Source organism: Paenibacillus sp. P13VS (assembly GCF_015143645.1).
Taxonomy (GTDB): Bacteria; Bacillota; Bacilli; order Paenibacillales; family Paenibacillaceae; genus Paenibacillus; species Paenibacillus xylanilyticus_A.
Map to the genome: position 1 here is coordinate 56,631 of NZ_WYEV01000012.1, position 24,396 is coordinate 81,026.

Sequence of the window (24,396 nt, forward strand, 5' to 3'; positions counted from 1 at the left end):
TCCGGATAATCCCAGATGCGATGAAGCATACTATGCAGAAAAATGAAGAAGGGGGATAAGGAAGCATGCATGTACAACTAAAAAGAAGAATTTATATGGGTTGTGTCTTCCTGACCTTCATTTTTGCAATCCTTATCCTTCGTCTTGGTTGGATTCAGATGGTTCAGGTGAATCGAGTCATGCCGGGATTCCAACGAACGGTACGTGAGATGTCTGTATTGCAGCGTGAACGGGGCGTTATGCTTGATTCAGGCCGAGGACAAATCACAGACCGTAAGGGAAAATCACTGACAGGAAGCCTGCAGTGGGGTGTTGTGCTTTTTCCGCACTTTGCACATGGGCATGTCCAATCGGTGATGAGTACGACGAACGTCAGATTGAAGCAGCTGGCAGCCATACTACATACGGATACAACACACCTGATTAAAGAGTGGGAGCAGGGAGACGCCCCTCATTTTTGGACAGCAGGCACACATCAACCCATGGTATTGGACAAGGCCCAACAAGCGAAACTTCAGGAATTCGAAGGAGATGGAGCTGGCGTATACCCCGTGATGTCACGTTATGACAAGAGCCGTACAGGAAGGCAATGGTTAGGTTACCTGGCTGAACAACCTGATGTTCTGAGCGTGAGAGATCAACATACAGATGGAGTGAAACAACCTTTTGCGCTGAAGTCGGGTGCAGCTGGACTGGAAAGGACGCTTGATCCCCTATTAATGGGCATGGGTCCAACCTTGCTGACTCGAATGGTTACCGGATCAGGAGAAATTATTCCCGAATACGCACCAAGGGTAATTGCCCCGAGAAATAGTCACTATCCTTTAAAGGTAGAGACCACAGTCGATTCAGACATACAACAAGGAATAGAACAGATTGCAGAGGAAGCGGGTATGCAAGAAGGGGCGATTGTTGTACTGGATACGGCAAATGCAGATGTACGTGGAATGGTCTCAGTTCCATTTTACGATCCGCTGCATGTGGATCCGGCCAACTCCTCCTGGGCGAATCGGGCTGTGCAGAGTGCTGTCCCCGGATCAATATTCAAAATAGTTACGGCGGCTGCGGCGCTGGAATCCCAAGCTGTTTCAACCAAAGAAACCTTTCATTGTGGCGGAGAATGGGGAAAGTATGGGTTGTCCTGCTGGAAAGCACATGGACATGGTGATCTGAAGCTGGAGCAGGGCTTCGCTGAGTCCTGTAATATTGTTTTTGCCGAAACCGCCCGCCGCCTCAGCATGGAGCAATTGGATCGTACTGCCGATGCTTTGGGCCTAGCACGGACCATCGGCTGGGAGAAGAAGAATGTGGCTGGAATGCCGGTCCTGCGTCATTTTGATCACGAAGATGCTGGGCGTGTACGTACAACAACAGTCTCCTCGAAGGATGAAGGAGCCCGGATACAGACAGCCATTGGTCAGCGTGATACCCGTGTATCCCCGTTACAGGCGGCGAATCTGATTGTGACCCTGCTTCATGATGGCCGTGTTCACGCACCGCGGCTTGTTCAGCGTATCCGATATGCTGATGGTGATGTGATGCTTGAGATGTCCCCGCAGCACTCGCCTTCGGAAGCCGGCCAGATCTCTCCCGCAACCTCTCATCAGCTTCTGAGATGGATGCGTAAGGTTGTAACGGATGGAACCGGAAAAACCCTGCAGCATGCACGGTGGCACGTTGCAGGGAAGTCAGGTACCGCCCAGGTGGAGCAGAAAGGACGGAAACGCAATCATCAATGGTTTATCGGGTATGGCCCGGTAGAGCAGCCTCGATATGCCGTTGCTGTTTTGGTGCAGAATGTAACACCAGGCGGACACCACCAGGCTACAGAACTCTTTCGCCGTGTGATGGATTACTTGGCCGAATCTTCCTGATCTGCAGTCTGTGTTGAAGCTTCAGCAGATGCTTCGGTGTTCACGCCCGCGGCTTCACCCCCAGGCGTATCCATGACTAATGGAGAAGAATCGAATTCATCCTTGGGCAGATGAATCCACCGCTGTAAATAGCCCTGCTGCAGCAGTTCTTTTAGCAAAATCAGCAGTACTGGAGATAGAACAACTCCGGCAAGGCCGAATATGGAGAGTGAGATCAGCATAAATGAAAGCATCAGGTATGCGGAAGACACTCCGATCGAGTTGCCGGATATTTTCGGTTCAAGCAGCTGACGTGTCAGCATGGTAATCACGAGAACGACGACCAGACCAATGGCCAAGCTGCTGTTGCCTATGATAAACAGATAGACAATCCATGGGATAAATATAACCGGAACCCCCAGAAGAGGCACGAGATCAAATACCGCACAGACTGCAGCGATCGTAAAGGCATTATTGGTTCCAAGAATGAGCAGTCCAACATAGATCAATACAAAGGTGATCAGCATCATGATCATCTGTGCCTTCAAGTACGAACGAATGGTTTTGAAGACATGGTTGCGCATAAAAGCCATAGCGAGCTTCAATGTTTTCGGTGTCTTGGCACGGGCAAACTTGCGCCAGGATTCAATCTCGATACTGAGAAAGAAGGCAAGAATGATCGCAATCCCAAAGTTTGTGATAAAGGATGAAAATGAACCGAGAAATCCAATAATGAATTGTGCGCCACTGGTCACCCAGCTGGACAGAAAACCGGTAAGGGTTGCAAAATAATCGTTTATCTTCTCAATAATACCAGGAGGAAGTGCGTTCCACTTGTCCTGAAGAAAGTAGGCCAGATTGGTGAACTCGCTCTGCAGCAGCTCTACGTATCGAGGGAAGTTATCCTGCAGATTGGATATTTGAGAAATGATAATCAGACCCACGCCAAAAAAGGCAGCAACAATCAGTGCGAGAAAAAGCAAAACGGATATCGCCGCTCCCAGTGTTTTGGGCAGTCCTCGGCGATGCAAAAAACGGGCCAGTGGTTCAATCATCCAGTATACGATAAATGAAAGAAATACAGGTGCAGCGAGTTGATACAATCGGCTAAAGCCATACATGACCAAATATACAGTTAACACAAGTAAAGCAATGTCAAAAACAGTACGTCCATATTTTCTATAAAGGGGTAACATGGGCAGGGCTCCTTCATCCGTCATTCATTCCATTTATTGTACACGATTGACTTGTTTTTTGGAAAACAGGATTCAAGAACAGTTTAAATTGTGATAAAATTAAAGGCGATTTATTTTCCATAGTACTTGGATGGGAGCAGTCATTCAGCAAGAGAAGTGGGGAATCAGAGCATGACAAATTTACTTCAGAGCCTGTTTTTATGGGCATTGTACATTTCATCTTTTTACGCCTTTATTCCAAGTTTGATCAGCAGACTTTTTGGGTTGCGCGTGTTCAGGCGTGGGAAAAGCGATACACAGTTTGCGTTAACATTCGATGATGGTCCCGATCCGGTATACACGCCAAGGTTGCTCCGATTGCTGAAGCAATACGATGCCAAGGCGACTTTTTTTGTGGTTGGGGAGCATGCGGCCAGTCACCCGGAACTTATCCAGCACATTCATGAGCAAGGACATCTGATCGGAATCCATAACTACATCCACAAAACAAACTGGTTAATGCGGCCGCGTACGGTTAAAAATCAGATACAGCGAACAGGCCAGATTATAGAGGAGGTCACGGGGGTAAGAACCTGTTTTTACCGTCCGCCTTGGGGGATCATGAACCTGTTTGACTTTTTTAGCAAAAAGGATCGCCAGATTGTTCTGTGGTCTTCGATGTTCGAGGATTGGAGAAGTCGTGTCGGAGCGAAGAAACTGACAGAACGCATGTTGAAAGAGCTCAGAGGCGGAGAAGTCATGCTGCTGCATGACCGGGGTACCACGCTTGGGGCTGACGCACATGCACCTGAACAGATGCTCCAGGCCTTGGAAGTGGTACTGCAAGAGGCCGAGCGCCAGGGATTGCAAAGTGTACGCATCGATACCTTGATGGGAGGAGGCATTACCGTGAGTGAACCTCAGAAAACGAGTCCAGCTCAGACCGTATTATCCCCATGGAAACGAATTGTGGTTGCTTTATGGCTTGGCTGGGAGAAGCTGTTCCACTGGGTATACCATCTGCGGACGGCTTCGCCGGAAGACCCGATGCTTCATTATCGATCCCGTGTATATCACGGTGCGCTGGTTGAAATGAGCGAGGGGCAAGTGATCCGAAACGGGGACCCGGTTATTGAACTTCATTTTGATAATAAAAAATTATTTGAGCTCGGGATGACCTCGCGTTCCAGTATGCATCTGGCCATCCGTATGATTCGGGCCATGGAACAGCAGCTTCCCGATCTGGCGCGGCAGATTGCATCGGAACCTGAACTCCGTTCTGCCAAAGCAGTGTACGGTGTAAGCATGATTAACCGGGGGCCGGAGAAATTCGGATTCACCGTTAAGGATCTGCCGCCTGGACCTTTCAGTTCGGCTTCCAAGGTGTATCTTAAACTATTGCTCAGCGTAATTCATCCATCAGGAACCAAGCGTCTGAAACAGCGTTCCGAGCAATTGGTTCCAAAAATGATTGCCATGCCGCTGGATGCATTAATGGAGCGTTACGGACAACATGCCCTTGTAGCTGCAACAACGGAACAGATGCAATCTGATCTGGTGGAGACTGAAGCGGAAGTACTGGCCGGTGCTGAGCTGAACAACACACCAACGGTTTAATAAACTAGAAGAGTATTATTCATATCTAATTCGTTTGCATGTAAATCAATGCAAAAAGGGTTGCTCCCTTGCCATCACTGGCAGAGGAGCAACCCTTTTTATTTGGTATTTTGCATCAGATAGCAAAACAATTGAAAAATGGCAGGAGATTAAATTTTCAAAACCCCACCGTTACTTGCGTTGGTAACGAGTTTGGAATAGCGAGCCAGCAAGCCTGTTTTTACTTTCGGCTCGAAGCCTTTCCAACCTGCACGGCGACGTTCGAACTCTTCATCGCTGATGTGCAGCTCGATGATGCGGTTGTTCAGATCCAGCTCAATGATATCGCCTTCTTCAACAAAAGCGATTGGACCGCCTTCTGCTGCTTCCGGAGAGATGTGGCCGATGCTGATACCGCGGGATGCACCAGAGAAACGTCCGTCTGTGATCAGACCGACTTTGGCACCAAGTCCCATACCTACGATCTGGGAAGTTGGAGCAAGCATCTCAGGCATACCTGGTCCGCCTTTTGGTCCTTCGTAACGGATAACGACAACGTGTCCTTCTTTTACTTTGCCGTTCGCGATGCCTTCAAGTGCTTCTTCCTGTGAATCGAAGCAGATTGCAGGTCCTTTGTGGTAACCGCCAACCGAAGCATCAACCGCACCGACTTTGATAATCGCGCCTTCCGGTGCAAGGTTACCAAACAATACCGCAAGGCCACCTCTTTCGGAATGCGGGTTATCCAGCTTGTGGATAACATTCGTATCCTGAATCTCTTGTCCCTCTACGTTCTCACGGATCGTTTTACCTGTTACGGTAATACAGTCAGCGTGGATCGCGCCTGGTTTCTTCAGCAATTCGTTCAGAACTGCACTTACGCCGCCGGCATTGTGTACATCTTCGATGTGCAGGTCGGATGCCGGTGCAAGCTTCGCCAGGTGAGGTACGCGGTTAGCCACTTCATTGATGCGCTCGATTGGATAATCGATGCCTGCTTCATGAGCAAGAGCCAACGTGTGCAGTACAGTGTTGGTTGAACCACCCATAGCCATATCCAGTGCGAAGGCGTTGTCGATCGCTTCAACCGTAACGATATCGCGTGGTTTCAGATCCATTTTGATGAGTTCCATCAATTGTTTCGCGGATTGTCTAACAAAATCACGACGCTCAGGAGCTACTGCCAAAATGGTACCGTTACCTGGCATAGCCAGTCCCATTGCTTCAGCCAGACAGTTCATTGAGTTCGCTGTGAACATACCGGAGCAAGAACCACAAGTTGGGCAACCGAACTGTTCAAGCTCAAGCAAGCTCTTATCGTCAATTTTACCAGCCTGGAATGCACCTACGCCTTCAAATACGGAAGTCAGGGACAGGGCCTTACCATTGCTGTCACGACCTGCTTTCATTGGACCACCACTTACAAATACAGTAGGGATATTGCAGCGGAGTGCGCCCATCATCATGCCTGGCGTGATTTTATCACAGTTCGGGATACAGACCATGCCGTCGAACCAGTGCGCGGATACAACCGTTTCAACAGAATCGGCAATGATATCACGGCTTGGCAGCGAGTAACGCATGCCGATATGTCCCATGGCAATTCCATCGTCTACGCCGATCGTGTTGAATTCGAATGGAACGCCGCCGGCTTCACGGATGGCATCCTTAACAATTTTACCGAATTCCTGCAGGTGAACGTGGCCGGGCACGATATCAATGTAAGAGTTACATACAGCGATAAACGGCTTGCCAAAGTCCTCTTCTTTAACGCCCGCTGCGCGGAGCAAACTCCGGTGCGGTGCACGGTCAAAACCCTTTTTGATCATATCGGAACGCATCTTCTTGGCTGACATGGTGTATTTCCCCCCAAATATATAATATTGAGCAACATGAATGGAAATATAAATGGCAGTGCATCTGTCGTTTAATTTCATCCGTACTCTAAAAAATAACCGACGTGGTCGGCTTCGAGCTTCCCGTAGTTTATGAAGTTCTTTGCTGCTTTAAACCCGTGAACAACCCGGTTTTTTATAGAGTCTATCACAACCGTCGTCATATTTCTACAATCAATAGAAAGAAGCCGTCTCTCATTTCCATGGAGTTCGGCTTTCTTAACAGCAATATAACGTTTTGTTATTATTCGGATAGGATTCGGTGCAAAAGGCTAGTTGCTTCCGCCTTTGCGTCCGATCTCACGATAGAATTCTTTGGTATGCGTTTCGGAGGTTGCTTCGCCACCTTTGCGGCCAATCTCCTTGTAAAAATCGGAATCATGAGCATCGGAGGTCGCTTCTCCACCTTTTTTGCCTATCATTTGGTAAAAGCTGCGGTCATGATTTTTGGAAGTGGCTCTACCACCCAATCGGCCTGCTTCCTCGCGACTCATCTTTTGTCCAGCTGCCTGTGAACGTGCCATTACAAATCACTCCTTAAGGGATAAGTTGTTTTTTGTAGCGCGTATCCCTACTTACCACGTTGCTTCCACCATGAAACAAGCCGTTACTAGAGAGTAATGAACAAGGGACAGATGAGCATTCACGCAGAACGTTTGAATATTTCACGGCGATGCAGGGAAAACCGGGAGATATCCGGTTCGATTACGGGCCGAAAGGCATGACGTACTGCGGGCTGGGCCAATAGTACAGCAAACATTACGGCAATGGCAACGATCACGGGAATGTATAATCCGCTTTCGATATAATTATAAACGCCTGACCAGATCAGAAGGCGAACGAGAAATCCGTGCAGGAGAAATACATAAAGTGTACGCCGTCCCATATCGGTCAGTCTGGATGTAAGAGAAGGCACCCAGGCCAGAAATAGAGCTCCCGAGATCATTTCGAGGGCATAAATTGCAAGACGATAGATTCCGGCATACCACTCATGGTGACCGAGTTCAGCATAAGTCATGCTGCCCATTAACCAGCCTGTGGAGATCTGAAGTCCTCCCAAGCCTATCCATATCAAAAGACCAGCAGATAATATTGCGGCGGCATGACGCCCCCAGCCAGTTCGCACATAAGAACGGATGGCCGCTCCATAGTCATAACCGATCATGAAGAAAGGGAGAAATACAAATGTTCGGCTGAAGCTGAGCCAAAATCCGTCCACAGGCAGGTAACCCGCCACGACTCCCAGCAGAATGGAGGCAATGAGCCGATAGATGGGCTTCCAGGATAAGGTAGCTCTGAGCAGGAGCCTCCAGCAGAAGTGGCTGGCCAGAAACCACAGCAACAGATAAGGAGCAAAAAAAGACAGTTTCATGTGCGGAGTGTGGAACACCGTAACATCCATTAGAGCGTATAACGATTGAAACAGAACGTATTGAAGCGCAATTTGTTTAAGCACTTTGCGTCCGGGTGCACCCTGAGGAGCATGTCTGGCGAAATATCCGGTAACCCATACGAATAACGGCATATGAAATGTATATATCCACAGGAACAGAGCCTCTGCTCCCGCAAAGCGTGTAATGAGTGGTTCAAGCGCATTTCCAACGAGTACACAGACTATAAGCATAAAGCGCAAGTTATAAAAAAATGATTCCTGATCACCACGGTTTCCAGTCCGGTTGTTCATGTTGTAACCCTCCTGTTGACCTCACGATCGAGGCCATCTGTATCTTTCATAAGGGTAATATGAATATGAAGTAATCATTGTGATATAATTCACAATAGAAAGCGTTATCCTTTCCCGGAGCTGTGACAACAAAATGAACGGGCGGGATTGACAACGGTTGCATAGAGGATGACAATGGGAAAAGAAGATGAGGAATTGTAAATTTAAGGAGGCTAAGAAACGATGTCAACGAATACCCGCCAAAGTCCAGAAATTGTTACATTCGGTGAAAGTATGGGTCTGCTGACAGCCAAGGATACAAGAGGTCTTGAATACGCGGCTTCATTGGACAAGTCGTTTGGCGGCGCAGAGAGCAATCTGGCCATCGGTGTGTCCCGTCTGGGCCATACAAGTGGTTGGTTTGGGCGCTTGGGTCAGGATCCCATCGGCACCATGATATTAAAAGCGATTCGTGGTGAAGGTGTAGATGTATCCAGAGCACGCTTGAGTGACGCGGAGCCGACAGGTCTGATGATTCGTGAGAACGCTTCCGGGAAATCCTCTGTACATTATTATAGGAAACTATCCGCTGCAAGTGCGATGACTCCGGATGATCTTGATCCGGAATATATTGCCGGGGCTGAGATTTTGCATGTTACTGGTATTACTGCCGCTATAAGCCCTTCGGGTTTGTCAACGGTAGAAGCTGCCATACATATAGCCAAACAGGCTGGTGTAAAAGTAAGTTTTGATCCGAATCTGCGTCTCAAACTCTGGTCAGCAGAGCAGGCTCGTCCGGTTTTGCTTCGTCTGGCAGAGCAGGCTGACTACTTTTTGCCAGGCCTGGATGAGATGAAACTTCTGTATAACGAACAGGATGAGCAGAAGATATTTGAGCGTTTGTCAGCTCTGAATGCCGTCTCCATCGTGAAAGGCGGACCGGATTTGACCTATGTATTGGTGAATGGTACCCTAACGGAAGTTCCGTACTTCAAGGCGGATCATGTGCTGGATACGGTTGGCGCGGGAGATGGATTTTGTGCAGGTTTCCTAGCAGGCCTGCTCAAAGGATACTCTCCGGAGGAAGCTACCCGGCTCGGGAACTTAACGGGCTCCATGGTCATACAGGCCGTTGGCGATTGGGAGGCGCTTCCGACGTGGGAGCAAGTTGAGGCCAAGCTGAACAACGTAACTCATGTTGAGCGCTAGTCGCTGCTGATATCATGTAAGTCTCATCTTCGATCTTCAATTGTAAGGCTTGTAATAAACAACCACATTGATAAGGGAGAGAATGAAATGAAGAAGCTTCAGCTGCTGCAAAAAATAACGGATAACGGGGTAGTCGCCGTGCTTCGGGCCGACTCTGCCGATCAGGTCATTGCCATGGCCGAGCAAGCCATTGCCGGTGGAATCAAAGTAATTGAAATTACGATGACGGTTCCCAGTGCACTCAAAGCCATCGAGAAACTGAGCCGTGTCTACCATTGGAACACACAGGATCCCGAAAAGTTTGCGATAATAGGAGCAGGTACAGTGCTTGAGCCCCAGACAGCGCGAGCAGCAATTATGTCAGGTGCTGAGTTTGTTGTCGGACCATCGCTGAATCCGGATACCGTACAGATCTGCAATCTCTATCGAATTCCGATCCTGCCTGGCGTAATGACCATTGCCGATGTTCAACGTGCGCTTGAGCTTGGTGTGGACATCGTGAAGCTGTTCCCAGGCAATCTGTATGATCCATCCATTATCAAGACGATGAAGGGGCCTATGCCTCAAGCGAATTTTATGCCGACCGGCGGGGTATCCTTGTCCAATCTGGGTGATTGGATCAAGGGAGGGGCCGTAGCTGTGGGAATCGGGTCCGACCTGACTTCCGAAGCGATGAAAACAGGGGATTTAAGTCATGTTCGCCGCAAGGCGGAACAATATATGGATGCTTACCGTAAGGCGAAAGCGGAATAGAGGCAAGGCGGGGAATGTGAGAAGGTTCAGCCTTGCTCCTATTCCCCAAGAGCCGCAACACCTGCGGTAAGTGAAGAAAGGTGATTGAAGTTGAGGAACCGGTATAATACAGGGCGCAAGAAGAGGGGCATCGGAAAATTTCTGCTCGTACTTCTGGCGCTCATTGTCATTGGATGCGGGTTTGTTGCCTGGAAGCTATTTACCCCGTACGGACCGCAGGAAATGGCCCAGAAGGCTATGCAAACAGCGGATCAGGTTACGGTGAGTGAACAGGAAAACTGGATTGATTTTATGCCAGACAAACCTGAAGGGATTAGTGTTATCTTCTATCCAGGTGGTTTGGTGAAACCGGAAAGCTACGCTCCTCTGGCTCACGAGTTGGCTAAGGCCGAACACCATACCATCATTGCCAAAATGCCGGTCAATCTGGCAGTACTGAAACAAAATCTTGCAGATGATATTCTTAATGCTTATCCGGACGAATCATTCGTCATGGGTGGACACTCATTGGGTGGATCCATGGCTGCACGTTATGCAGCATCCCATCCAGACGCCCTTCAAGGTATCTTTTTCCTGGCGTCCTATCCGGATCAAAAAGGCAGCGTGAAGTCATTGGGGATTCAGGCGCTATCCATATTGGGTACCAATGACGAAGTCGTCAATGCGACAAAATACCAAAATGGCCGCTCCTATCTGCCGGAAGACACGGTGTACTACACAATTGAAGGAGGGAACCACTCGCAGTTCGGTGACTACGGGCACCAGAGTGGTGACGGAGAACCTGAAATTACAGGCGAAGAGCAGTTGTCTCAAACGGTAAAGGCGGTTACTGAATGGCTCGAAGGTATCCAATAATACATCTGCCAGGAGGGGCGGCAAGGTTATGGCCATACTTCAAATAAAGGGTCTGCAGCTTCCCTGCCAGGGCATTTTGTTAGATAAGGATGGGACACTGCTTGAATTTTTGCAATTATGGGGTCCGTGGGCCGATTCCTTGCTAAATCAATTGGAAGCCGTGTTATCAGGCATGGGGTCTGGTTTCACGGTAGAAAGAGGCAGGGTACTTGGTACAGTCCACGATAGCGAAGGACACATTATTGATTATGACAGGCAGGGTCCGCTGGCCATCGCTACCGTAGATGAGAGTACCGGGCTCCTGGCCGGACAGTTGTATGCAGCAGGCATGCCCTGGAATGATGCGATCACAACAGTCCGCGAGCTCTCCAATTCAGCCATGCAGGAAGTTCGTTCCAAACGGCAGGCTGAGCCTATGCCTGGACTGGTCTCTTTTTTGGAGAGCTGCCGAGCAGCTTCGATCAAGGTGGCGGTGGTAACCTCGGACAGCACGTCCGCAGCAGAAGAGCATCTGGAATGGATGGGGATACGATCTTTCTTTACGTCGATCGTAGGCTGTGACCGCGTTACCTTAGGCAAGCCGAATGGCGAAACTGCCAAGCTGGCATGTCATGAATTACATATTCATCCTAACCAGGCCATCGTTATAGGTGATAGCAACGGGGATATGCAGATGGGGCTGAATGCAGGTGTTTCGCATGTTATTGGTGTGTGTCCCCCTGGGAAGGAAGCAGTACATTTACAGGATGCGGATGTCGTTATTGGGGATTATCATGAAATCCGGGTGAGTCCGGATGGTGCCTGAACGGGATTATTCCGCTAAGGAGGAGAGAGGATGAACGGGGTAGAACAGCTGGCTTCCTGGATTCAGGAAAGTTCGAATATTGTATTTTTCGGAGGGGCAGGAACGTCGACCGAAAGCGGGATTCCCGACTTCCGCTCTGCCGCGGGTCTATATCAGACAGAGCAGCATTCCCCTTATCCGCCGGAGGAACTGCTGAGTCGTCACTTTTTCGATCAGCATGCCGATATTTTCTATGATTTCTATCGGGGCAAAATGCTTCATCCCGATGCCGAGCCCAACGGTTGTCATAAGCTCCTTGCACGTTTGGAGCAGGAAGGTCGGCTGAAGGCGGTCATTACCCAGAATATTGACGGGTTGCATCAAAAAGCAGGCAGCACCAACGTACTCGAATTGCATGGTTCCGTTCATCGGAATGCCTGTATGGATTGCGGGCGTTTCTACCCGCTGGATGATATCATTCGGTCGAAGGATGCGGTACCCCGCTGTACAGCTTGTCATGGAGTCATTAAGCCTGACGTTGTGCTCTATGAAGAGGAATTGGACCAGAACACGCTTTACCAGTCTGTGGACGCAATCTCTTCTGCTGACCTGCTGCTGGTCGGCGGTACCTCGCTGACCGTCCATCCTGCTGCACAGCTAATTACGTATTTTCGGGGAAAACATACCGTCTTACTGAATGCCACGCCAACGGCGTATGACCGGCAGGCGGATTTGCTGATTACCGAGCCGATCGGCGAGGTAATGATTAAGGTGGACCAGCTTCTTGGTTAAACGGTTTGTCTGAAATAACCGCCTTCTCCCGCGCTCGAACAGAGTGCAGGAAGCGGAACCTGGGGAAAGAAGGGATTCATGATGGTCTACTTAGCCAGCGATACACGCTATGAAACGATGAAATATAACCGGGTTGGACGTTCTGGGTTGAAACTTCCGGCCATTTCACTTGGACTTTGGCATAATTTTGGCGGCATCAATAATGCGGAGAACGGTCGAAACATGATTACTCGATCCTTTGATCTGGGCATTACGCATTTCGATCTTGCCAACAATTACGGTCCGCCCGCAGGTTCTGCAGAGCAGCTGTTTGGTCAGGTGCTGGCCCAGGATCTGAAGCCCTATCGGGATGAGCTGGTGATATCCACCAAAGCGGGATATTATATGTGGCCCGGACCGTATGGCGAATGGGGTTCCCGCAAGTACCTGGTATCCAGCCTGAATCAGAGTCTGAAGCGCATGGGTCTGGATTATGTCGACATTTTCTATTCACATCGTTATGATCCGGAAACACCGCTTGAAGAAACGATGATGGCTCTGGACCATATTGTTCGTTCGGGTAAGGCACTGTATGTGGGCATCTCCAATTACCCGGCAGAGCAAACGAGAGAGGCTGCCGAAATTCTGAAAGGTCTGGGTACACCTCTATTGATCCACCAGCCGAAGTATTCCATGCTGGACCGCTGGATTGAAGATGGGCTGCAGGATGTGCTGGATGAGTATGGTGCAGGCAGCATTGCATTTTGTCCTTTGGCACAGGGGGTACTGACGAACAAATATCTGAACGGCATTCCGGAGGATTCTCGTGCAAAAGGGCCGTCCGTTTTCTTGAACGAGAACAATATCTCACCTGAGACGCTGCGCAAAGTTCGTGCTCTCAATCAGATTGCTGCAGCTCGTGGTCAGAGTCTGGCGCAGTTCGCGCTGGCCTGGGTTTTGCGAAGCGGTAGGGTAACGTCGGCATTGATCGGTGCAAGCCGTACATCGCAGATCGAGGAGAATGTGGCCGCGCTCAATCAGCTGGACTTCTCATCGGAAGAGCTGGAGCGGATTGAATCCATTCTTAGTCCCGAACCTCATGACAAATAAGCATGTGACTAAGAACCTATAATAAATGAAAAAAAGAAGGTGCATGTTAGCCGTAATGGCAGATGCATCTTCTTTTTTTTCACTAATTTGCAATCATGCATGGTGCCCTAGTAACGAGGAGTTTTTCGTAACACTTACCACTTTTCCTGAAGGGTTATTACTTGTTTGGCTGAGTCATGCCGGGCCTCGAAGCTGGAGGTCTGGAGAGTATATTTTCCCGATAGAGAGTCGGTGCTTCTCCATGGAAACGTTTGAACTGTTTGGAGAAATAAAGGGCATCTGGCAGTCCTACGGATGCGGATACCTGCTCAATGGACAGATCCGGACGTTCACGCAGCAGCTGCCGTGACTTGTCAATGCGGAGCTTGAGCAGATACGTGACCGGGGATAGACCGGTTTCCTGCTTGAATATCCGGGATAGATAAGCACGGTTGTAGCCAAGACTAGCCGACATCTGTTCAATGGAGACGGGGTGAGCATATTGAGTAGACATGTATTGGATCATCTGTTTTACCGTCCGCCTAATCGAAGATTCACCAGGAATCAGAGTTTGTCCCTGAGAAAGGTGATTTTGGGCTTCGGCTAGAATCATATATAACGTACCGATGGATGTAAAATGAGAGCTTTCCTTGCGCTCCGCAAATGCATTTTGCATGACGGATAGCCAGTCAGCAATTCCGCAGGACGGTCCGGCATGAAAAACGGATTTTTCCGGACGAAAGCCCGCTTCTTCCGTGTGTTTCCCAGCCTGGCTGCCTGTGTAGGCCATCCATCGATATTCCCAGGGGCGGCGGGCATCGGACTGGTAGCTTACCAGTTGCCCGGGATGAATGAGGAAACAATCTCCTGCGGATAATTCGTAGGTATGGAGTTCCGTACGGAATGTACCAGCGCCCTTTTCTACATAATGAAGCAGATAATAATCGTATAGTTTTGGACCAAGGGCATGACCCGGAAGGGTCTGGCTTGCGCCTGCAAAAAGGACATGTAATGGCCCCTTTTCATAATAGACCGGATTGGAGGCAACGGAGTACGTTTTTGCTCCACTTTTCCCCGAGGATTCCTGGATGTTTTTTATCGGGTCTACTGCTGAATGTTCCTTGTGTTGATCAATCATGTGCCGTTCCTTCTTTCTGTGGTGTTCTTTCCATTATATGACGGAAGGTCACATTTATCCATATGAAACACACATGGTTGCATTTCAAGAGGTACCGCTTTCTTGTATAATAACCTTAACAAAACAACAACATTGAGATGAGGTGCAGCAGCAATGAACATACATGAATTGAAACAAAAGTTTATTGAGAAGTACGGAGAGGGTGAAGCGAATCTCCGTGTATTCCATGCTCCTGGACGTGTAAATCTGATCGGGGAACATATCGACTACAATGGTGGGTACGTGCTTCCGGCAGCACTTGAATTCGGTACAACACTTGTTATCCGGGAACGGAAGGACGACAAATTACAGCTGGCTTCCACCAACATGTCCTATGAAGGCGTGCTGGATACATCCTCGATCGGCAAGGAGAAAACAGGGGAGTGGACAGATTATCCAGTTGGTGTCATGGTTGAACTGCAAGCTAAAGGCGTGAAGGTAACGAAAGGATATGACTTCCTGTACCACGGTGAAATTCCGAACGGTGCCGGACTCTCCTCTTCGGCTTCACTGGAGGTGCTTACGGGATACGCGATTCAATCCATGGAAGGTGTATCGGAGATCGATACAGTACAGTTGTCACTTCTGTCCCAAAAAGCAGAAAACGAGTTTGTTGGCGTCAACTGCGGCATTATGGATCAGTTTGCCGTAGCTAACGGAGCAGAAGATCATGCAATTCTGCTAATGTGTGATACGCTTGAATATGAGAAAGTACCTTTCCGTACAGGCTCTTATAAGCTGGTCATTGGCAATACGAACAAACGTCGCGGTCTGGTAGACTCGGCCTATAACGAGCGGCGCTCCCAATGCGAGCAGGCACTTGCCATTTTGAAGGAACAGCTGCCTGCACTTGATTATCTGGCGCAACTGACGCCGGAGCAATTTGTAACCCTGCAGGATCACATCAAGGATGAGAAGGTAAGACAGCGTGCCGAGCACGTTGTGGAAGAGAATGCACGTGTGCTTGCATCGGTGGAAGCACTGCGTAGTAACGATCTGGAAACGTTCGGCAAGCTGATGAATGCATCCCATGAATCGCTCCGCTATCTGTATGAAGTAAGCTGCGAGGAATTGGACGTGATGGTAGAGGAAGCGCAGCGCATTCCAGGCACACTCGGTGCACGCATGACGGGAGCCGGATTCGGTGGATGCACGGTGTCACTGGTACATGAGGATGATGTAGAGCGCTTTGTCCGCGAAGTGGGGGCAGCGTATGAAGCACGTACAAGTCTCAAGGGAGACTTCTATGTGTGCGGAGTAGGCGACGGTGTCAAAGAATTGAAGGAGGCGAAGTAAAATGGCAATTTTGGTGACAGGTGGAGCAGGATATATTGGTTCGCATACGGTAGCGGCTTTGTTGGAACGCGGCGAGGAAGTTGTGGTTCTGGATAATTTGCAGACAGGGCATCGTGAAGCATTGCTCGGCGGCAAGCTGTATGAAGGAGATCTGCGTGACAAGGCGTTTCTGGCAAAGCTGTTCGCTGAGAACTCCATTGATGCAGTCATCCACTTTGCAGCCAACTCGCTGGTCGGCGAGAGCATGAAGGATCCGGTTAAATATTATGACAACAACGTGTTCGGTACGTTGTGCCTGCTGGAAGCGATGAATGCAGCCAATGTGCGCCGGATCGTATTCTCTTCGACAGCAGCGACATATGGCGAGCCTGAGAAAGTGCCAATCGAAGAAAGCGACCGCACTGAACCTACGAACGTGTATGGCGAAACGAAACTGATGATGGAACGCATGATGTCCTGGTTCGATAAAGTACAGGAGATTAAATATGTGTCCCTGCGTTACTTCAATGCAGCTGGAGCACATGATAGCGGCAAAATTGGTGAAGACCATCAGCCGGAGAGCCACTTGATCCCTCTGGTGCTGCAAACCGCACTGAAACAACGTCCGCACATCGCTGTGTTTGGCGATGACTACGCGACAGAAGATGGAACCTGTGTCCGCGATTATATTCACGTGAGTGACTTGGCAGATGCGCATCTGCGTGCGGTAGATTATCTCCGCAAAGGGGAGAACAGCAACGTGTTTAACCTGGGTAATGGTCAAGGCTTCTCGGTTAAACAGGTGATTGAAACTGCGAAAAAAGTGACTGGACTGGATATCCCGGTTGTACAGGAGCCGCGCCGTGCAGGTGATCCGGCTGTCCTGGTAGCCTCGTCTGCCAAAGCAAGATCCGTACTGGGCTGGAATCCGACACGGACCAATCTGGAAGATGTCATTCAGAGTGCCTGGAGCTGGCATCAATCTCATCCTAACGGCTACGGAAAAAACTAGGAGGCGAACATCAATATGTCACAGACCCATAATGCTGCAGGCACCACAGACCGGACACCGGAGCAGCAGGAAGCACTGCATGCCATTGAACGTCTGGTTGCATTTGCCTTGCAGAACAAGCTGATTGAAGAAGCGGATCGGGATTACAGCCGCAACCTTCTGCTGGAACAGTTCGGATTTTCCGAGCCTTACGATGGAACATTGAACGAGATTGTACCGGATGGACCGCAATCCTTGCTGGATACGTTGATTGACTATGGTTATGCCATTGGACTCATTCCGGAGAATACGGATACGTACCGTGATTTGCTGGATGCGAAAATTATGGGTCAGCTGATGGCCCGTCCATCCGAGGTGGTTCGCGCGTTCCGCCACACAGAGCAAACAGAAGGTATCGAAGCAGCCACATCGAAGTTTTACGAGCTGTCGATTCACTCCAACTACATTCGTATGGACCGAATCTCGAAGAATGTGTATTGGACACAGGAAACGCCATATGGCGATATGGAAATTACGATTAACCTGTCCAAGCCGGAGAAAAGTCCGAAGGAAATCGCCATGGCCAAATTGCTTCCGCCGCCGGTGTATCCGAAGTGTCAATTATGCCGGGAAAATGTAGGCTATGCTGGCCGGGTCAACCACCCGGCCCGTCAAAACCTGCGCGTTATTCCGCTGGAATTAAACGGTGAACCTTGGTTCTTCCAGTACTCGCCATATGTGTACTATAACGAGCACTGCATCATTTTCCATCATGATCATGTGCCTATGAAGTTGACAAAAGATACGCTGCGCAGGCTGCTTGCCTTTGTAGGCGAGTATCCGCATTATTTTATCGGTTCCAATGCCGATCTGCCTATCGTGGGTGGTTCGATCCTGACTCATGATCATTTCCAAGGCGGACGCCATACTTTTGCCATCCAAAATGCGAAACCTGAAGCGGTATTTCGTCATGCGGATGCACCTGGGCTTACCCTGAGTCTGGTCAAATGGCCAATGTCTGTTCTTCGGCTCGCTTCACATGATCCAGCGGAGCTGCTCGAAGCGGGTAACGCCGTGTATGAAGCGTGGAAACTGTACAGTGATCCTTCCGTTCAGATCCAGGCGTTCAGCGAGGTGGATGGAGAGCAGGTACCTCACAACACCGTAACGCCAATTGTTCGTCGCAGTGCGGACGGTGGTTACGAGATGGATCTGGTTCTTCGCAACAATCGTACGAATGAAGAGCATCCCGAGGGGATTTTCCACCCGCACCGTGAAATGCATCATTTGAAAAAAGAGAACATCGGACTTATCGAAGTCATGGGGCTTGCGATCCTTCCAGGTCGATTAAAAGAAGAATTGGACGGAATCGCTGATATTCTCGCAGGAGACACTCAGCTAGCGGAAGCTGCCCAGGCTTCTGATCATGTTTTGAACCAGCATCTTTGCTGGGCGGAGGATCTGAAAGAACGTTTCGGTTCCAACCTGGACAAGGAACAGGCCGTTGCTGTGATTCAGCAGGAAGTAGGCCTTAAGTTTTCCGAGATTTTGGAGCATGCCGGAGTGTACAAATATGATGAAGCCGGACGTCAGGCTTTCCGTCGATTTGTAGAAAGCATGGGATATACCGAATAAGTATAAATGGGCAGTAATATAATGCTATGAATAAACATTTGCGAAGGATAGGTGAGTAGCAATGCTCGTCTATCCTTTTTTTCAATACAATAAATCATTCATATTGCAAATCCTTGGGTATGTCGCTCGATGGTTATTTGTGCTCATGTAGCTCATGTAACCAAGGTATCTTTCTATCTTGAGCAATAAACACAGGGCCATGGCAGAGGGGGATGGTTCATTGTATAATATGAGAATGATTATCATAGGCTTGAACAAATATTGAAGTTTAGGAAACGGGGACGAATAAATGGAAAAGAAGCCACTGAACATACCGCTAATCACCGATGCAGCAGAACTGCAAAACATGGTGGGTGAGCCTCATGAGCACGTGAGAAACAAAGCGATATCGTTTGTGGACTCCCATGTTGAACATTTTTTATCCATGTCACCCCTATTTTTTCTGTCCAGTTCCGATGGGGAAGGTAGAAGTGATCATCCCCCCGGGGAGACGAAGCAGGCTTCGTGAAGGTTCTTGATCCGCATCGTCTGGTCTATCCCGAACGTCCAGGCAATCGCCGCATCGACTCGCTGTTAAATATCCTAACCCATCCTGGGGTGGGCATGCTCTTCCTCATTCCTGGCATGAACGAAGTATTACGCATCAATGGAACAGCTTCTATTACGAAGGATGAGGAGTTTATCCATAGTATGGGCTGGACGGGAAAAACGATTGGGGCAGCGGTTATTGTAGACGTGAATGAATGCTTTATCCATTGCCCAAGAGCATTCAAGCAGGCGGGCTTGTGGTCTTCCGAGACCTGGGTGGATAAGGAGAGTCTGCCTTCCAGCATGGATATGTTCCGTGCCCATCTGCAAATCAACGGCTTGTTATAAGTGAGTGACTGTGGATTTGTTTTTATAAAATCGGGGTACTATAATTGGAGTTGCACAAACATTCTAACTCCAATGGAGGCGACATAGATTATGAAATCTTTTCAATTTTATAACCCGACCCGTCTGATTTTCGGTAAAGGGCAACTGGAAGCGTTGAAAACCGAAGTACCGAAGTATGGCAAACGGGTCTTGCTTGTATATGGCGGCGGCAGCATTAAACGTAGTGGTCTGTATGATCAAGTGATCGGATTGCTTAAGGAAATTGGAGCAGAAGTTACAGAACTGGCGGGCGTGGAACCGAACCCGCGTCTTTCGACTGTTCATAAAGGGGTAGACCTCTGTAAAACTAAGGACATCGAGCTGATTCTCGCTGTAGGTGGCGGTAGTGTGCTTGACTGCGCCAAAGCGATTGCCGTAGGTGCGAAATATGATGGCGACATGTGGGACTTTGCTCAGCGCAAAGCGGTTGCTCAGGATGCACTTCCACTTGGTACGGTGCTGACCATGGCAGCAACAGGTTCCGAGATGAACTCGGGTTCCGTTATTACCAATCAGGATACACAGGAAAAATTGGGCTGGGGCAGTGCGTATTCGTTCCCTGCGTTCTCTATCCTTGATCCGGTTAATACATATACCGTGCCTTTGGATCAGACGGTATACGGCATGGTTGACATGATGTCTCACGTATTGGAGCATTATTTCCATCTGGATGAGAATACGCCAGTACAACTTGGATTCTGTGAAACGATTCTGCGTACGGTTATGGATGCAGCACCTCGTTTGGTAGAGGATCTGGAAAACTATGAGCTGCGTGAAACGATTCTGTACTGCGGTACCATGGCATTGAACGGTGTACTGAATATGGGTCTTGCTGGTGACTGGGCAACCCACAACATTGAACATGCAGTATCTGCGGTATATGACATCCCGCACGGCGGGGGTCTTGCTATTCTGTTCCCGAACTGGATGAAACACAACCTGGACGTAAACGTGGATCGTTTCAAACGATTGGCGATTAATGTCTTTGAAGTCAATCCGGAAGGCAAATCGGACAAACAGGTTGCCGAGGAAGGCATCGAAGCCTTGCGCAAATTCTGGACGTCCATTGGCGCGCCTAGTCGTCTTGCTGACTATGACATTGACGACAGCCAGATTGATGTCATGGCTGACAAAGCGATGCTGTTTGGCCCATTTGGTAACTTCAAGAAGCTGCAGCGTGAGGATGTTGTATCCATTTACAAGGCATCGCTGTAATAAACTGCATTCAATTATTAAAAAAGACCGCATATCTCCACAATATAGAGATATGCGGTCTTTTTGCGTGAAATATCATGTAGAATAACCATTATCGGGTCTGGAATACAAATGAGGAAAGATTTTGAAACTTTTTGCGGGTAGCTACGTATTTATTTACATGAGGAATGCCCAGTGAGTTAGGTGTTACGGCAGAAGAGAGGAGGAACGGGGAATGGAGTCCATCTATTGGGGATGTCTAATCGGAGGAGCCATATTTGCGATCGTCAGCTTGGTGCTGGGTGATTTGATTGACGGATTGCTGGATGGAGCCTTTGAACTGCCAGGCATTGATTTTCTCAAACCTGTTGTACTTGCTGGTTCCATCACAGCCTTTGGCGGAGCTGGTATCATGTTGACACGTTATAGCTCGGTAAGTGCCATTGCGGGTCTTATCTTATCCCTGCTTATAGGTATTGCTGCTGCCATGCTGGTATTCTTTGCTTATATCAAGCCGATGCGGAATAGTGAGGTTTCCATTGCATTTTCCATGAAGGAACTATCCGGGAAAATTGGAGAAATTACGATTCCAGTACCTGAAAGGGGTTTCGGTGAGGTCATGATCCGTGTTGCTTCCGGTAACACGATTCATACGGCATCCAGCTTCGAACATCGCCCTATTGCGGCGGGAGTACGCGTTGTGGTGGTGGACGTAACTGAAGGTGTGCTTCGTGTGGCGGAATGGGATGAGGATGTACTTAAAGACGTTTGAGTAGAACGAGAGAATTGTTTTGTCATCATTGTAATAAGGGGAGAGATGTGAATGGATAATTTGAATATGGATGTTTTGTTGATTCCTGCAATTGTTGTAGGTGTCATTCTGGTTCTTGGTTTGGCCTTCTGGGCGAGATATAAGACGGTTGGACCCGATGAAGCGATGATCGTTACGGGTTCATTCCTGGGGAATAAAAATATTTCCGAAGATGAGTCCGGTCGCAAAATTAAAATTGTACGCGGCGGTGGTGCCTTCATCTGGCCTGTGTTCCAGCAGTCCGAATTTATCTCATTGCTGTCTCACAAGCTGGACGTATCCACGCCTGAAGTGTATACGGAACAAGGCGTTCCGGTAATTGCAGACGGTGTAGCCATTATCAAAGTTGGTAGTGCTGTGGAAGATGTAGCCACAGCAGCTGAACAATTCATCGGTAAACCCGTCGATGCCTTAAGAGGCGAAGCACAGGAAGTTCTGGAAGGGCATTTGCGGGCCATTCTCGGAACGATGACTGTAGAAGAAGTTTATCGAAATCGGGATCGGTTCGCACAAGAGGTTCAGGGTGTGGCTGCACGGGATCTGAAGAAGATGGGTCTGCAGATCGTATCCTTTACCATCAAGGATGTTCGTGACAAACAAGGATATCTGGACGCGCTCGGTAAGCCGAGAATTGCTGCCGTGAAACGGGATGCCGAAATTGCGGAAGCCGAAGCGATGAGAGATGCGCGTATTCAAAAAGCGAATGCAGAAGAGCAAGGGCAAAAGGCGGAATTGCTCCGCGATACCAATATCGCTGAAGCAGCCAAAGAGAAGGAATTGAAAGTGGCAGCGTTTAAGCGCGATCAGGATACGGCTAAGGCCGAAGCGGACCAAGCGTATCATATCCAAGAAGCACGTGCGAAACAGACGGTTGTTGAAGAACAAATGAAAGTTGAACTCGTTCGTAAAGAACGTGAGATTGATCTGAAGGAAAAAGAAATCACCGTACGCGAGAAGCAGTATGACGCCGAAGTGAAGAAAAAAGCCGAAGCCGATCGTTATGCTGTCGAGCAGGCGGCCGAAGCGGACAAAGCAAAAAGAATGCGCGAAGCCGATGCAGTGCAGTACTCCATCGAGACCCAAGCCAAGGCAACGGCAGAACAAAAACGGCTTGAAGGTCAGGCGGTGGCAGATGCAGAACGGGCCAAAGGTACTGCTGATGCAGAAGTCATTCGTTTGCGCGGTCTGGCCGAAGCGGAAGCGAAGGAAAAATTGGCGGAAGCGTTCCAGAAGTTTGGCGAAGCTGCAGTACTCGATATCATCGTCAAGATGCTGCCTGAACTTGCAGGTAAAATTGCTGAGCCGATCTCATCCATTGATAAATTGACGGTCGTAGATACAGGTAAGGGTGAGGGTGCAGCACGTGTAAGTAACTATGTGACCGAACTGATGTCTACAGCTCCTGAGATGCTGAAAAGCGTATCAGGCATTGATGTAGAGCAGTTAATTAAAGGTTTGACCAAGTCCAAAACACCAGCACCTGTTGCTGTTCAGCAAAGCGAGACACCAACAACTCCATCTGTGATTGACAAGATTGTGGAAAGAACTGGGGCAGAGGATTAGGACGAGGTGTGAACGATGCGTGAAGCTCTATTGACCTTAACGTGATTTTTTGTTACTTTTTAAGCGAGACGTTCGGCGCGGTTTGCCCGCACCGGACGTCTTTTCGTTCATTACGAGGATGTGACGAATCACATTCCAGATGGTATGAAAAAAGAGGTGCAAACATTGAGCAGCCTGCATGTAAACAAAGCCTTAAATAATAATGTAATTATTGCACAGCATCCTGAGCATGGAGAAGTCGTTGTCATCGGTAAAGGCATTGGCTTCAACCGGAAAACCGGTGACATCATTCCCTTGATGGCTGTGGAGAAAATGTTTATTTTGAAAAACCAGCAGGAACAAGAGCAGTACAAACAGCTTCTTCCGCAAGTGGATGAGGCATTGATCGAGATTATTAACGAATGCATTACGTATATTGCAGAGCGTACGGATGTTCCGCTTAATGAACATATTCATATTGCATTGACTGATCATATTTCTTTTGCACTTAAGCGCAAAGAACAGGGCATTGTCATCCAGAATCCGTTTCTATATGAAACACGTGAGATCTATCCAGAAGAATATCGGATGGGAGAATACGCTGTTCGCCTCATTAAGGAGAAGCTCGGTGTCGACTTGGGCATGGACGAAATTGGATTTATAGCGCTGCATATCTACAGTGCCATGACCAACCAAAACATATCCCAAGTACGCGAACATTCACAGCTCATTACCGACTTGGTAGGAATCGTCTCGGATCAGTTGGAATATTCGTTTGAAACGGAGTCGCTGGACTATTCGCGCCTGCTTACGCATCTTCGCTTTGCATTGGAACGTGTGCGTCGAGGGGACAAGGTGGAAGAACTTCATAAGCTCGATTCCTTGCTCAAGTTGGAGTATCCCGAAATGTACTCGCTTGCATGGAAGCTGACCAAAGTCATGGAGAAAAGGTTGAATCTTCCTGTCTATCCTGCAGAAGTGGGTTATCTGACAATTCATCTTCAACGGCTGTATCAAAGGAAAGAAGAAGAGAACAAGTGAAAATTTTCCACGTATGGAATGGCGTCCTGAGAAATTTAGTGTAAAGGCTTGCACTGTTTTTGAAGTGATGCTACAATGGTGTCCGTAATCAAGCAACTGAAAAAAACATAAGCGACGTGTTACTGACTCGATCAGGCATGAGTTTCTAGAGTGTGATTGTTCTTACCTTATA

At 48.7% G+C, this 24,396-nt stretch carries 21 protein-coding genes and 1 pseudogene; 17 read left to right on the forward strand and 5 right to left on the reverse strand.

Features of this window, described 5'->3' with window-relative positions; all coding sequences use genetic code 11:
* Positions 1–65 precede the first annotated feature (65 nt).
* The gene (locus tag GUA98_RS24175; protein ID WP_227780055.1) at positions 66–1,874 is read left to right on the forward strand and encodes a peptidoglycan D,D-transpeptidase FtsI family protein; all 1,809 of its coding nucleotides are present in this window, start codon (positions 66–68) and stop codon (positions 1,872–1,874) included.
* On the opposite strand, the gene GUA98_RS24180 is transcribed toward GUA98_RS24175, so the two are convergent.
* On the reverse strand, positions 1,853–3,049 hold the full coding sequence (locus tag GUA98_RS24180; protein WP_193724642.1) for an AI-2E family transporter: 1,197 nt from the start codon (positions 3,047–3,049) through the stop codon (positions 1,853–1,855). The two genes, GUA98_RS24175 and GUA98_RS24180, sit on opposite strands and share 22 nt — an antisense overlap.
* A gap of 171 nt (positions 3,050–3,220) precedes the next feature.
* Between GUA98_RS24180 and GUA98_RS24185 the strand changes: the two genes are divergently transcribed.
* Positions 3,221–4,645: a polysaccharide deacetylase family protein gene (locus GUA98_RS24185; RefSeq protein WP_193724643.1), complete on the forward strand. Its 1,425-nt coding sequence runs from the start codon at positions 3,221–3,223 to the stop codon at positions 4,643–4,645.
* 149 nt (positions 4,646–4,794) lie between these two features.
* Here GUA98_RS24185 and ilvD read toward each other — a convergent pair whose 3' ends face one another.
* From ilvD to GUA98_RS24200, 3 genes and pseudogenes are all read right to left on the reverse strand, one after another.
* Positions 4,795–6,480, reverse strand: coding sequence for a dihydroxy-acid dehydratase (ilvD, locus tag GUA98_RS24190; RefSeq protein WP_153979714.1), 1,686 nt, complete (start codon positions 6,478–6,480; stop codon positions 4,795–4,797).
* Positions 6,481–6,800: 320 nt separating this feature from the next.
* Positions 6,801–7,043: pseudogene (locus GUA98_RS24195) on the reverse strand (KGG domain-containing protein); the annotation flags it as partial.
* A 119-nt stretch (positions 7,044–7,162) separates the two neighbouring features.
* On the reverse strand, positions 7,163–8,203 hold the full coding sequence (locus tag GUA98_RS24200) for an acyltransferase family protein (protein WP_193724644.1): 1,041 nt from the start codon (positions 8,201–8,203) through the stop codon (positions 7,163–7,165).
* A 222-nt stretch (positions 8,204–8,425) separates the two neighbouring features.
* Between GUA98_RS24200 and GUA98_RS24205 the strand changes: the two genes are divergently transcribed.
* The 6 genes from GUA98_RS24205 to mgrA all read left to right on the forward strand — a co-directional run bounded on the left by GUA98_RS24205 (position 8,426) and on the right by mgrA (position 13,664).
* Positions 8,426–9,391, forward strand: a complete 966-nt coding sequence (locus GUA98_RS24205; protein WP_193724645.1) for a sugar kinase — start codon at positions 8,426–8,428, stop codon at positions 9,389–9,391.
* Positions 9,392–9,478: 87 nt separating this feature from the next.
* Positions 9,479–10,144: a bifunctional 2-keto-4-hydroxyglutarate aldolase/2-keto-3-deoxy-6-phosphogluconate aldolase gene (locus tag GUA98_RS24210; RefSeq protein ID WP_095359776.1), complete on the forward strand. Its 666-nt coding sequence runs from the start codon at positions 9,479–9,481 to the stop codon at positions 10,142–10,144.
* A 90-nt stretch (positions 10,145–10,234) separates the two neighbouring features.
* Positions 10,235–10,999 (forward strand): alpha/beta fold hydrolase, encoded by a 765-nt coding sequence (locus GUA98_RS24215; RefSeq protein ID WP_193724646.1) that lies wholly within the window; start codon positions 10,235–10,237, stop codon positions 10,997–10,999.
* 28 nt (positions 11,000–11,027) lie between these two features.
* On the forward strand, positions 11,028–11,804 hold the full coding sequence (locus GUA98_RS24220) for an HAD family hydrolase (protein WP_193724647.1): 777 nt from the start codon (positions 11,028–11,030) through the stop codon (positions 11,802–11,804).
* A 30-nt stretch (positions 11,805–11,834) separates the two neighbouring features.
* A complete protein-coding gene (locus GUA98_RS24225; protein ID WP_153979709.1) occupies positions 11,835–12,575 on the forward strand; it encodes an NAD-dependent protein deacylase in 741 nt (246 codons plus the stop codon).
* 81 nt (positions 12,576–12,656) lie between these two features.
* Positions 12,657–13,664, forward strand: coding sequence for an L-glyceraldehyde 3-phosphate reductase (gene mgrA / locus GUA98_RS24230; protein ID WP_193724686.1), 1,008 nt, complete (start codon positions 12,657–12,659; stop codon positions 13,662–13,664).
* Positions 13,665–13,821: 157 nt separating this feature from the next.
* Here mgrA and GUA98_RS24235 read toward each other — a convergent pair whose 3' ends face one another.
* Positions 13,822–14,781: an AraC family transcriptional regulator gene (locus tag GUA98_RS24235; protein WP_227780057.1), complete on the reverse strand. Its 960-nt coding sequence runs from the start codon at positions 14,779–14,781 to the stop codon at positions 13,822–13,824.
* 153 nt (positions 14,782–14,934) lie between these two features.
* Between GUA98_RS24235 and GUA98_RS24240 the strand changes: the two genes are divergently transcribed.
* The 9 genes from GUA98_RS24240 (at position 14,935) to glcT (ending at position 24,224) form a co-directional block, all read left to right on the forward strand.
* Positions 14,935–16,116, forward strand: coding sequence for a galactokinase (locus tag GUA98_RS24240; RefSeq protein WP_193724648.1), 1,182 nt, complete (start codon positions 14,935–14,937; stop codon positions 16,114–16,116).
* 1 nt (position 16,117) lies between these two features.
* On the forward strand, positions 16,118–17,107 hold the full coding sequence (gene galE / locus GUA98_RS24245; RefSeq protein ID WP_095359770.1) for a UDP-glucose 4-epimerase GalE: 990 nt from the start codon (positions 16,118–16,120) through the stop codon (positions 17,105–17,107).
* 15 nt (positions 17,108–17,122) lie between these two features.
* Entirely contained in the window at positions 17,123–18,721 is a 1,599-nt protein-coding gene (locus GUA98_RS24250; protein WP_193724649.1) for a UDP-glucose--hexose-1-phosphate uridylyltransferase, read from the forward strand.
* A 289-nt stretch (positions 18,722–19,010) separates the two neighbouring features.
* Positions 19,011–19,229 carry a hypothetical protein gene (locus GUA98_RS29785; protein ID WP_227780059.1) on the forward strand — a complete coding sequence of 73 codons (219 nt, stop codon included), beginning with the start codon at positions 19,011–19,013 and terminating at the stop codon, positions 19,227–19,229.
* Complete coding sequence (locus tag GUA98_RS29790; protein ID WP_321573914.1) at positions 19,226–19,597, forward strand: pyridoxamine 5'-phosphate oxidase family protein; 372 nt, start codon at positions 19,226–19,228, stop codon at positions 19,595–19,597. Before GUA98_RS29785 ends, GUA98_RS29790 begins: the two co-directional genes overlap by 4 nt.
* Before the next feature lie 90 nt (positions 19,598–19,687).
* On the forward strand, positions 19,688–20,851 hold the full coding sequence (locus GUA98_RS24260; protein ID WP_153979705.1) for an iron-containing alcohol dehydrogenase: 1,164 nt from the start codon (positions 19,688–19,690) through the stop codon (positions 20,849–20,851).
* Positions 20,852–21,065: 214 nt separating this feature from the next.
* On the forward strand, positions 21,066–21,602 hold the full coding sequence (locus tag GUA98_RS24265; protein WP_193724650.1) for a protease: 537 nt from the start codon (positions 21,066–21,068) through the stop codon (positions 21,600–21,602).
* Positions 21,603–21,653: 51 nt separating this feature from the next.
* Entirely contained in the window at positions 21,654–23,204 is a 1,551-nt protein-coding gene (locus tag GUA98_RS24270; protein WP_193724651.1) for a flotillin family protein, read from the forward strand.
* A 165-nt stretch (positions 23,205–23,369) separates the two neighbouring features.
* A complete protein-coding gene (gene glcT / locus GUA98_RS24275) occupies positions 23,370–24,224 on the forward strand; it encodes a glucose PTS transporter transcription antiterminator GlcT (protein ID WP_153979703.1) in 855 nt (284 codons plus the stop codon).
* The last annotated feature ends 172 nt before the right edge of the window (positions 24,225–24,396 follow it).

Coding starts and splice junctions, on each gene's coding strand:
- GUA98_RS24250 (WP_193724649.1), top strand. CDS start 17,123: ATGTCACAGACCCATAATGCTGCAGGCACCACAGACCGGACACCGGAG.
- GUA98_RS24205 (WP_193724645.1), top strand. CDS start 8,426: ATGTCAACGAATACCCGCCAAAGTCCAGAAATTGTTACATTCGGTGAA.
- GUA98_RS24180 (WP_193724642.1), bottom strand. CDS start 3,049: ATGTTACCCCTTTATAGAAAATATGGACGTACTGTTTTTGACATTGCT.
- GUA98_RS24270 (WP_193724651.1), top strand. CDS start 21,654: ATGGATAATTTGAATATGGATGTTTTGTTGATTCCTGCAATTGTTGTA.
- ilvD (WP_153979714.1), bottom strand. CDS start 6,480: ATGTCAGCCAAGAAGATGCGTTCCGATATGATCAAAAAGGGTTTTGAC.
- GUA98_RS29785 (WP_227780059.1), top strand. CDS start 19,011: ATGGAAAAGAAGCCACTGAACATACCGCTAATCACCGATGCAGCAGAA.
- GUA98_RS24185 (WP_193724643.1), top strand. CDS start 3,221: ATGACAAATTTACTTCAGAGCCTGTTTTTATGGGCATTGTACATTTCA.
- GUA98_RS24235 (WP_227780057.1), bottom strand. CDS start 14,781: ATGATTGATCAACACAAGGAACATTCAGCAGTAGACCCGATAAAAAAC.
- galE (WP_095359770.1), top strand. CDS start 16,118: ATGGCAATTTTGGTGACAGGTGGAGCAGGATATATTGGTTCGCATACG.
- GUA98_RS24200 (WP_193724644.1), bottom strand. CDS start 8,203: ATGAACAACCGGACTGGAAACCGTGGTGATCAGGAATCATTTTTTTAT.
- GUA98_RS24240 (WP_193724648.1), top strand. CDS start 14,935: ATGAACATACATGAATTGAAACAAAAGTTTATTGAGAAGTACGGAGAG.
- mgrA (WP_193724686.1), top strand. CDS start 12,657: ATGGTCTACTTAGCCAGCGATACACGCTATGAAACGATGAAATATAAC.
- GUA98_RS24225 (WP_153979709.1), top strand. CDS start 11,835: ATGAACGGGGTAGAACAGCTGGCTTCCTGGATTCAGGAAAGTTCGAAT.
- GUA98_RS24175 (WP_227780055.1), top strand. CDS start 66: ATGCATGTACAACTAAAAAGAAGAATTTATATGGGTTGTGTCTTCCTG.
- GUA98_RS24210 (WP_095359776.1), top strand. CDS start 9,479: ATGAAGAAGCTTCAGCTGCTGCAAAAAATAACGGATAACGGGGTAGTC.
- GUA98_RS24265 (WP_193724650.1), top strand. CDS start 21,066: ATGGAGTCCATCTATTGGGGATGTCTAATCGGAGGAGCCATATTTGCG.
- GUA98_RS24260 (WP_153979705.1), top strand. CDS start 19,688: ATGAAATCTTTTCAATTTTATAACCCGACCCGTCTGATTTTCGGTAAA.
- GUA98_RS24220 (WP_193724647.1), top strand. CDS start 11,028: ATGGCCATACTTCAAATAAAGGGTCTGCAGCTTCCCTGCCAGGGCATT.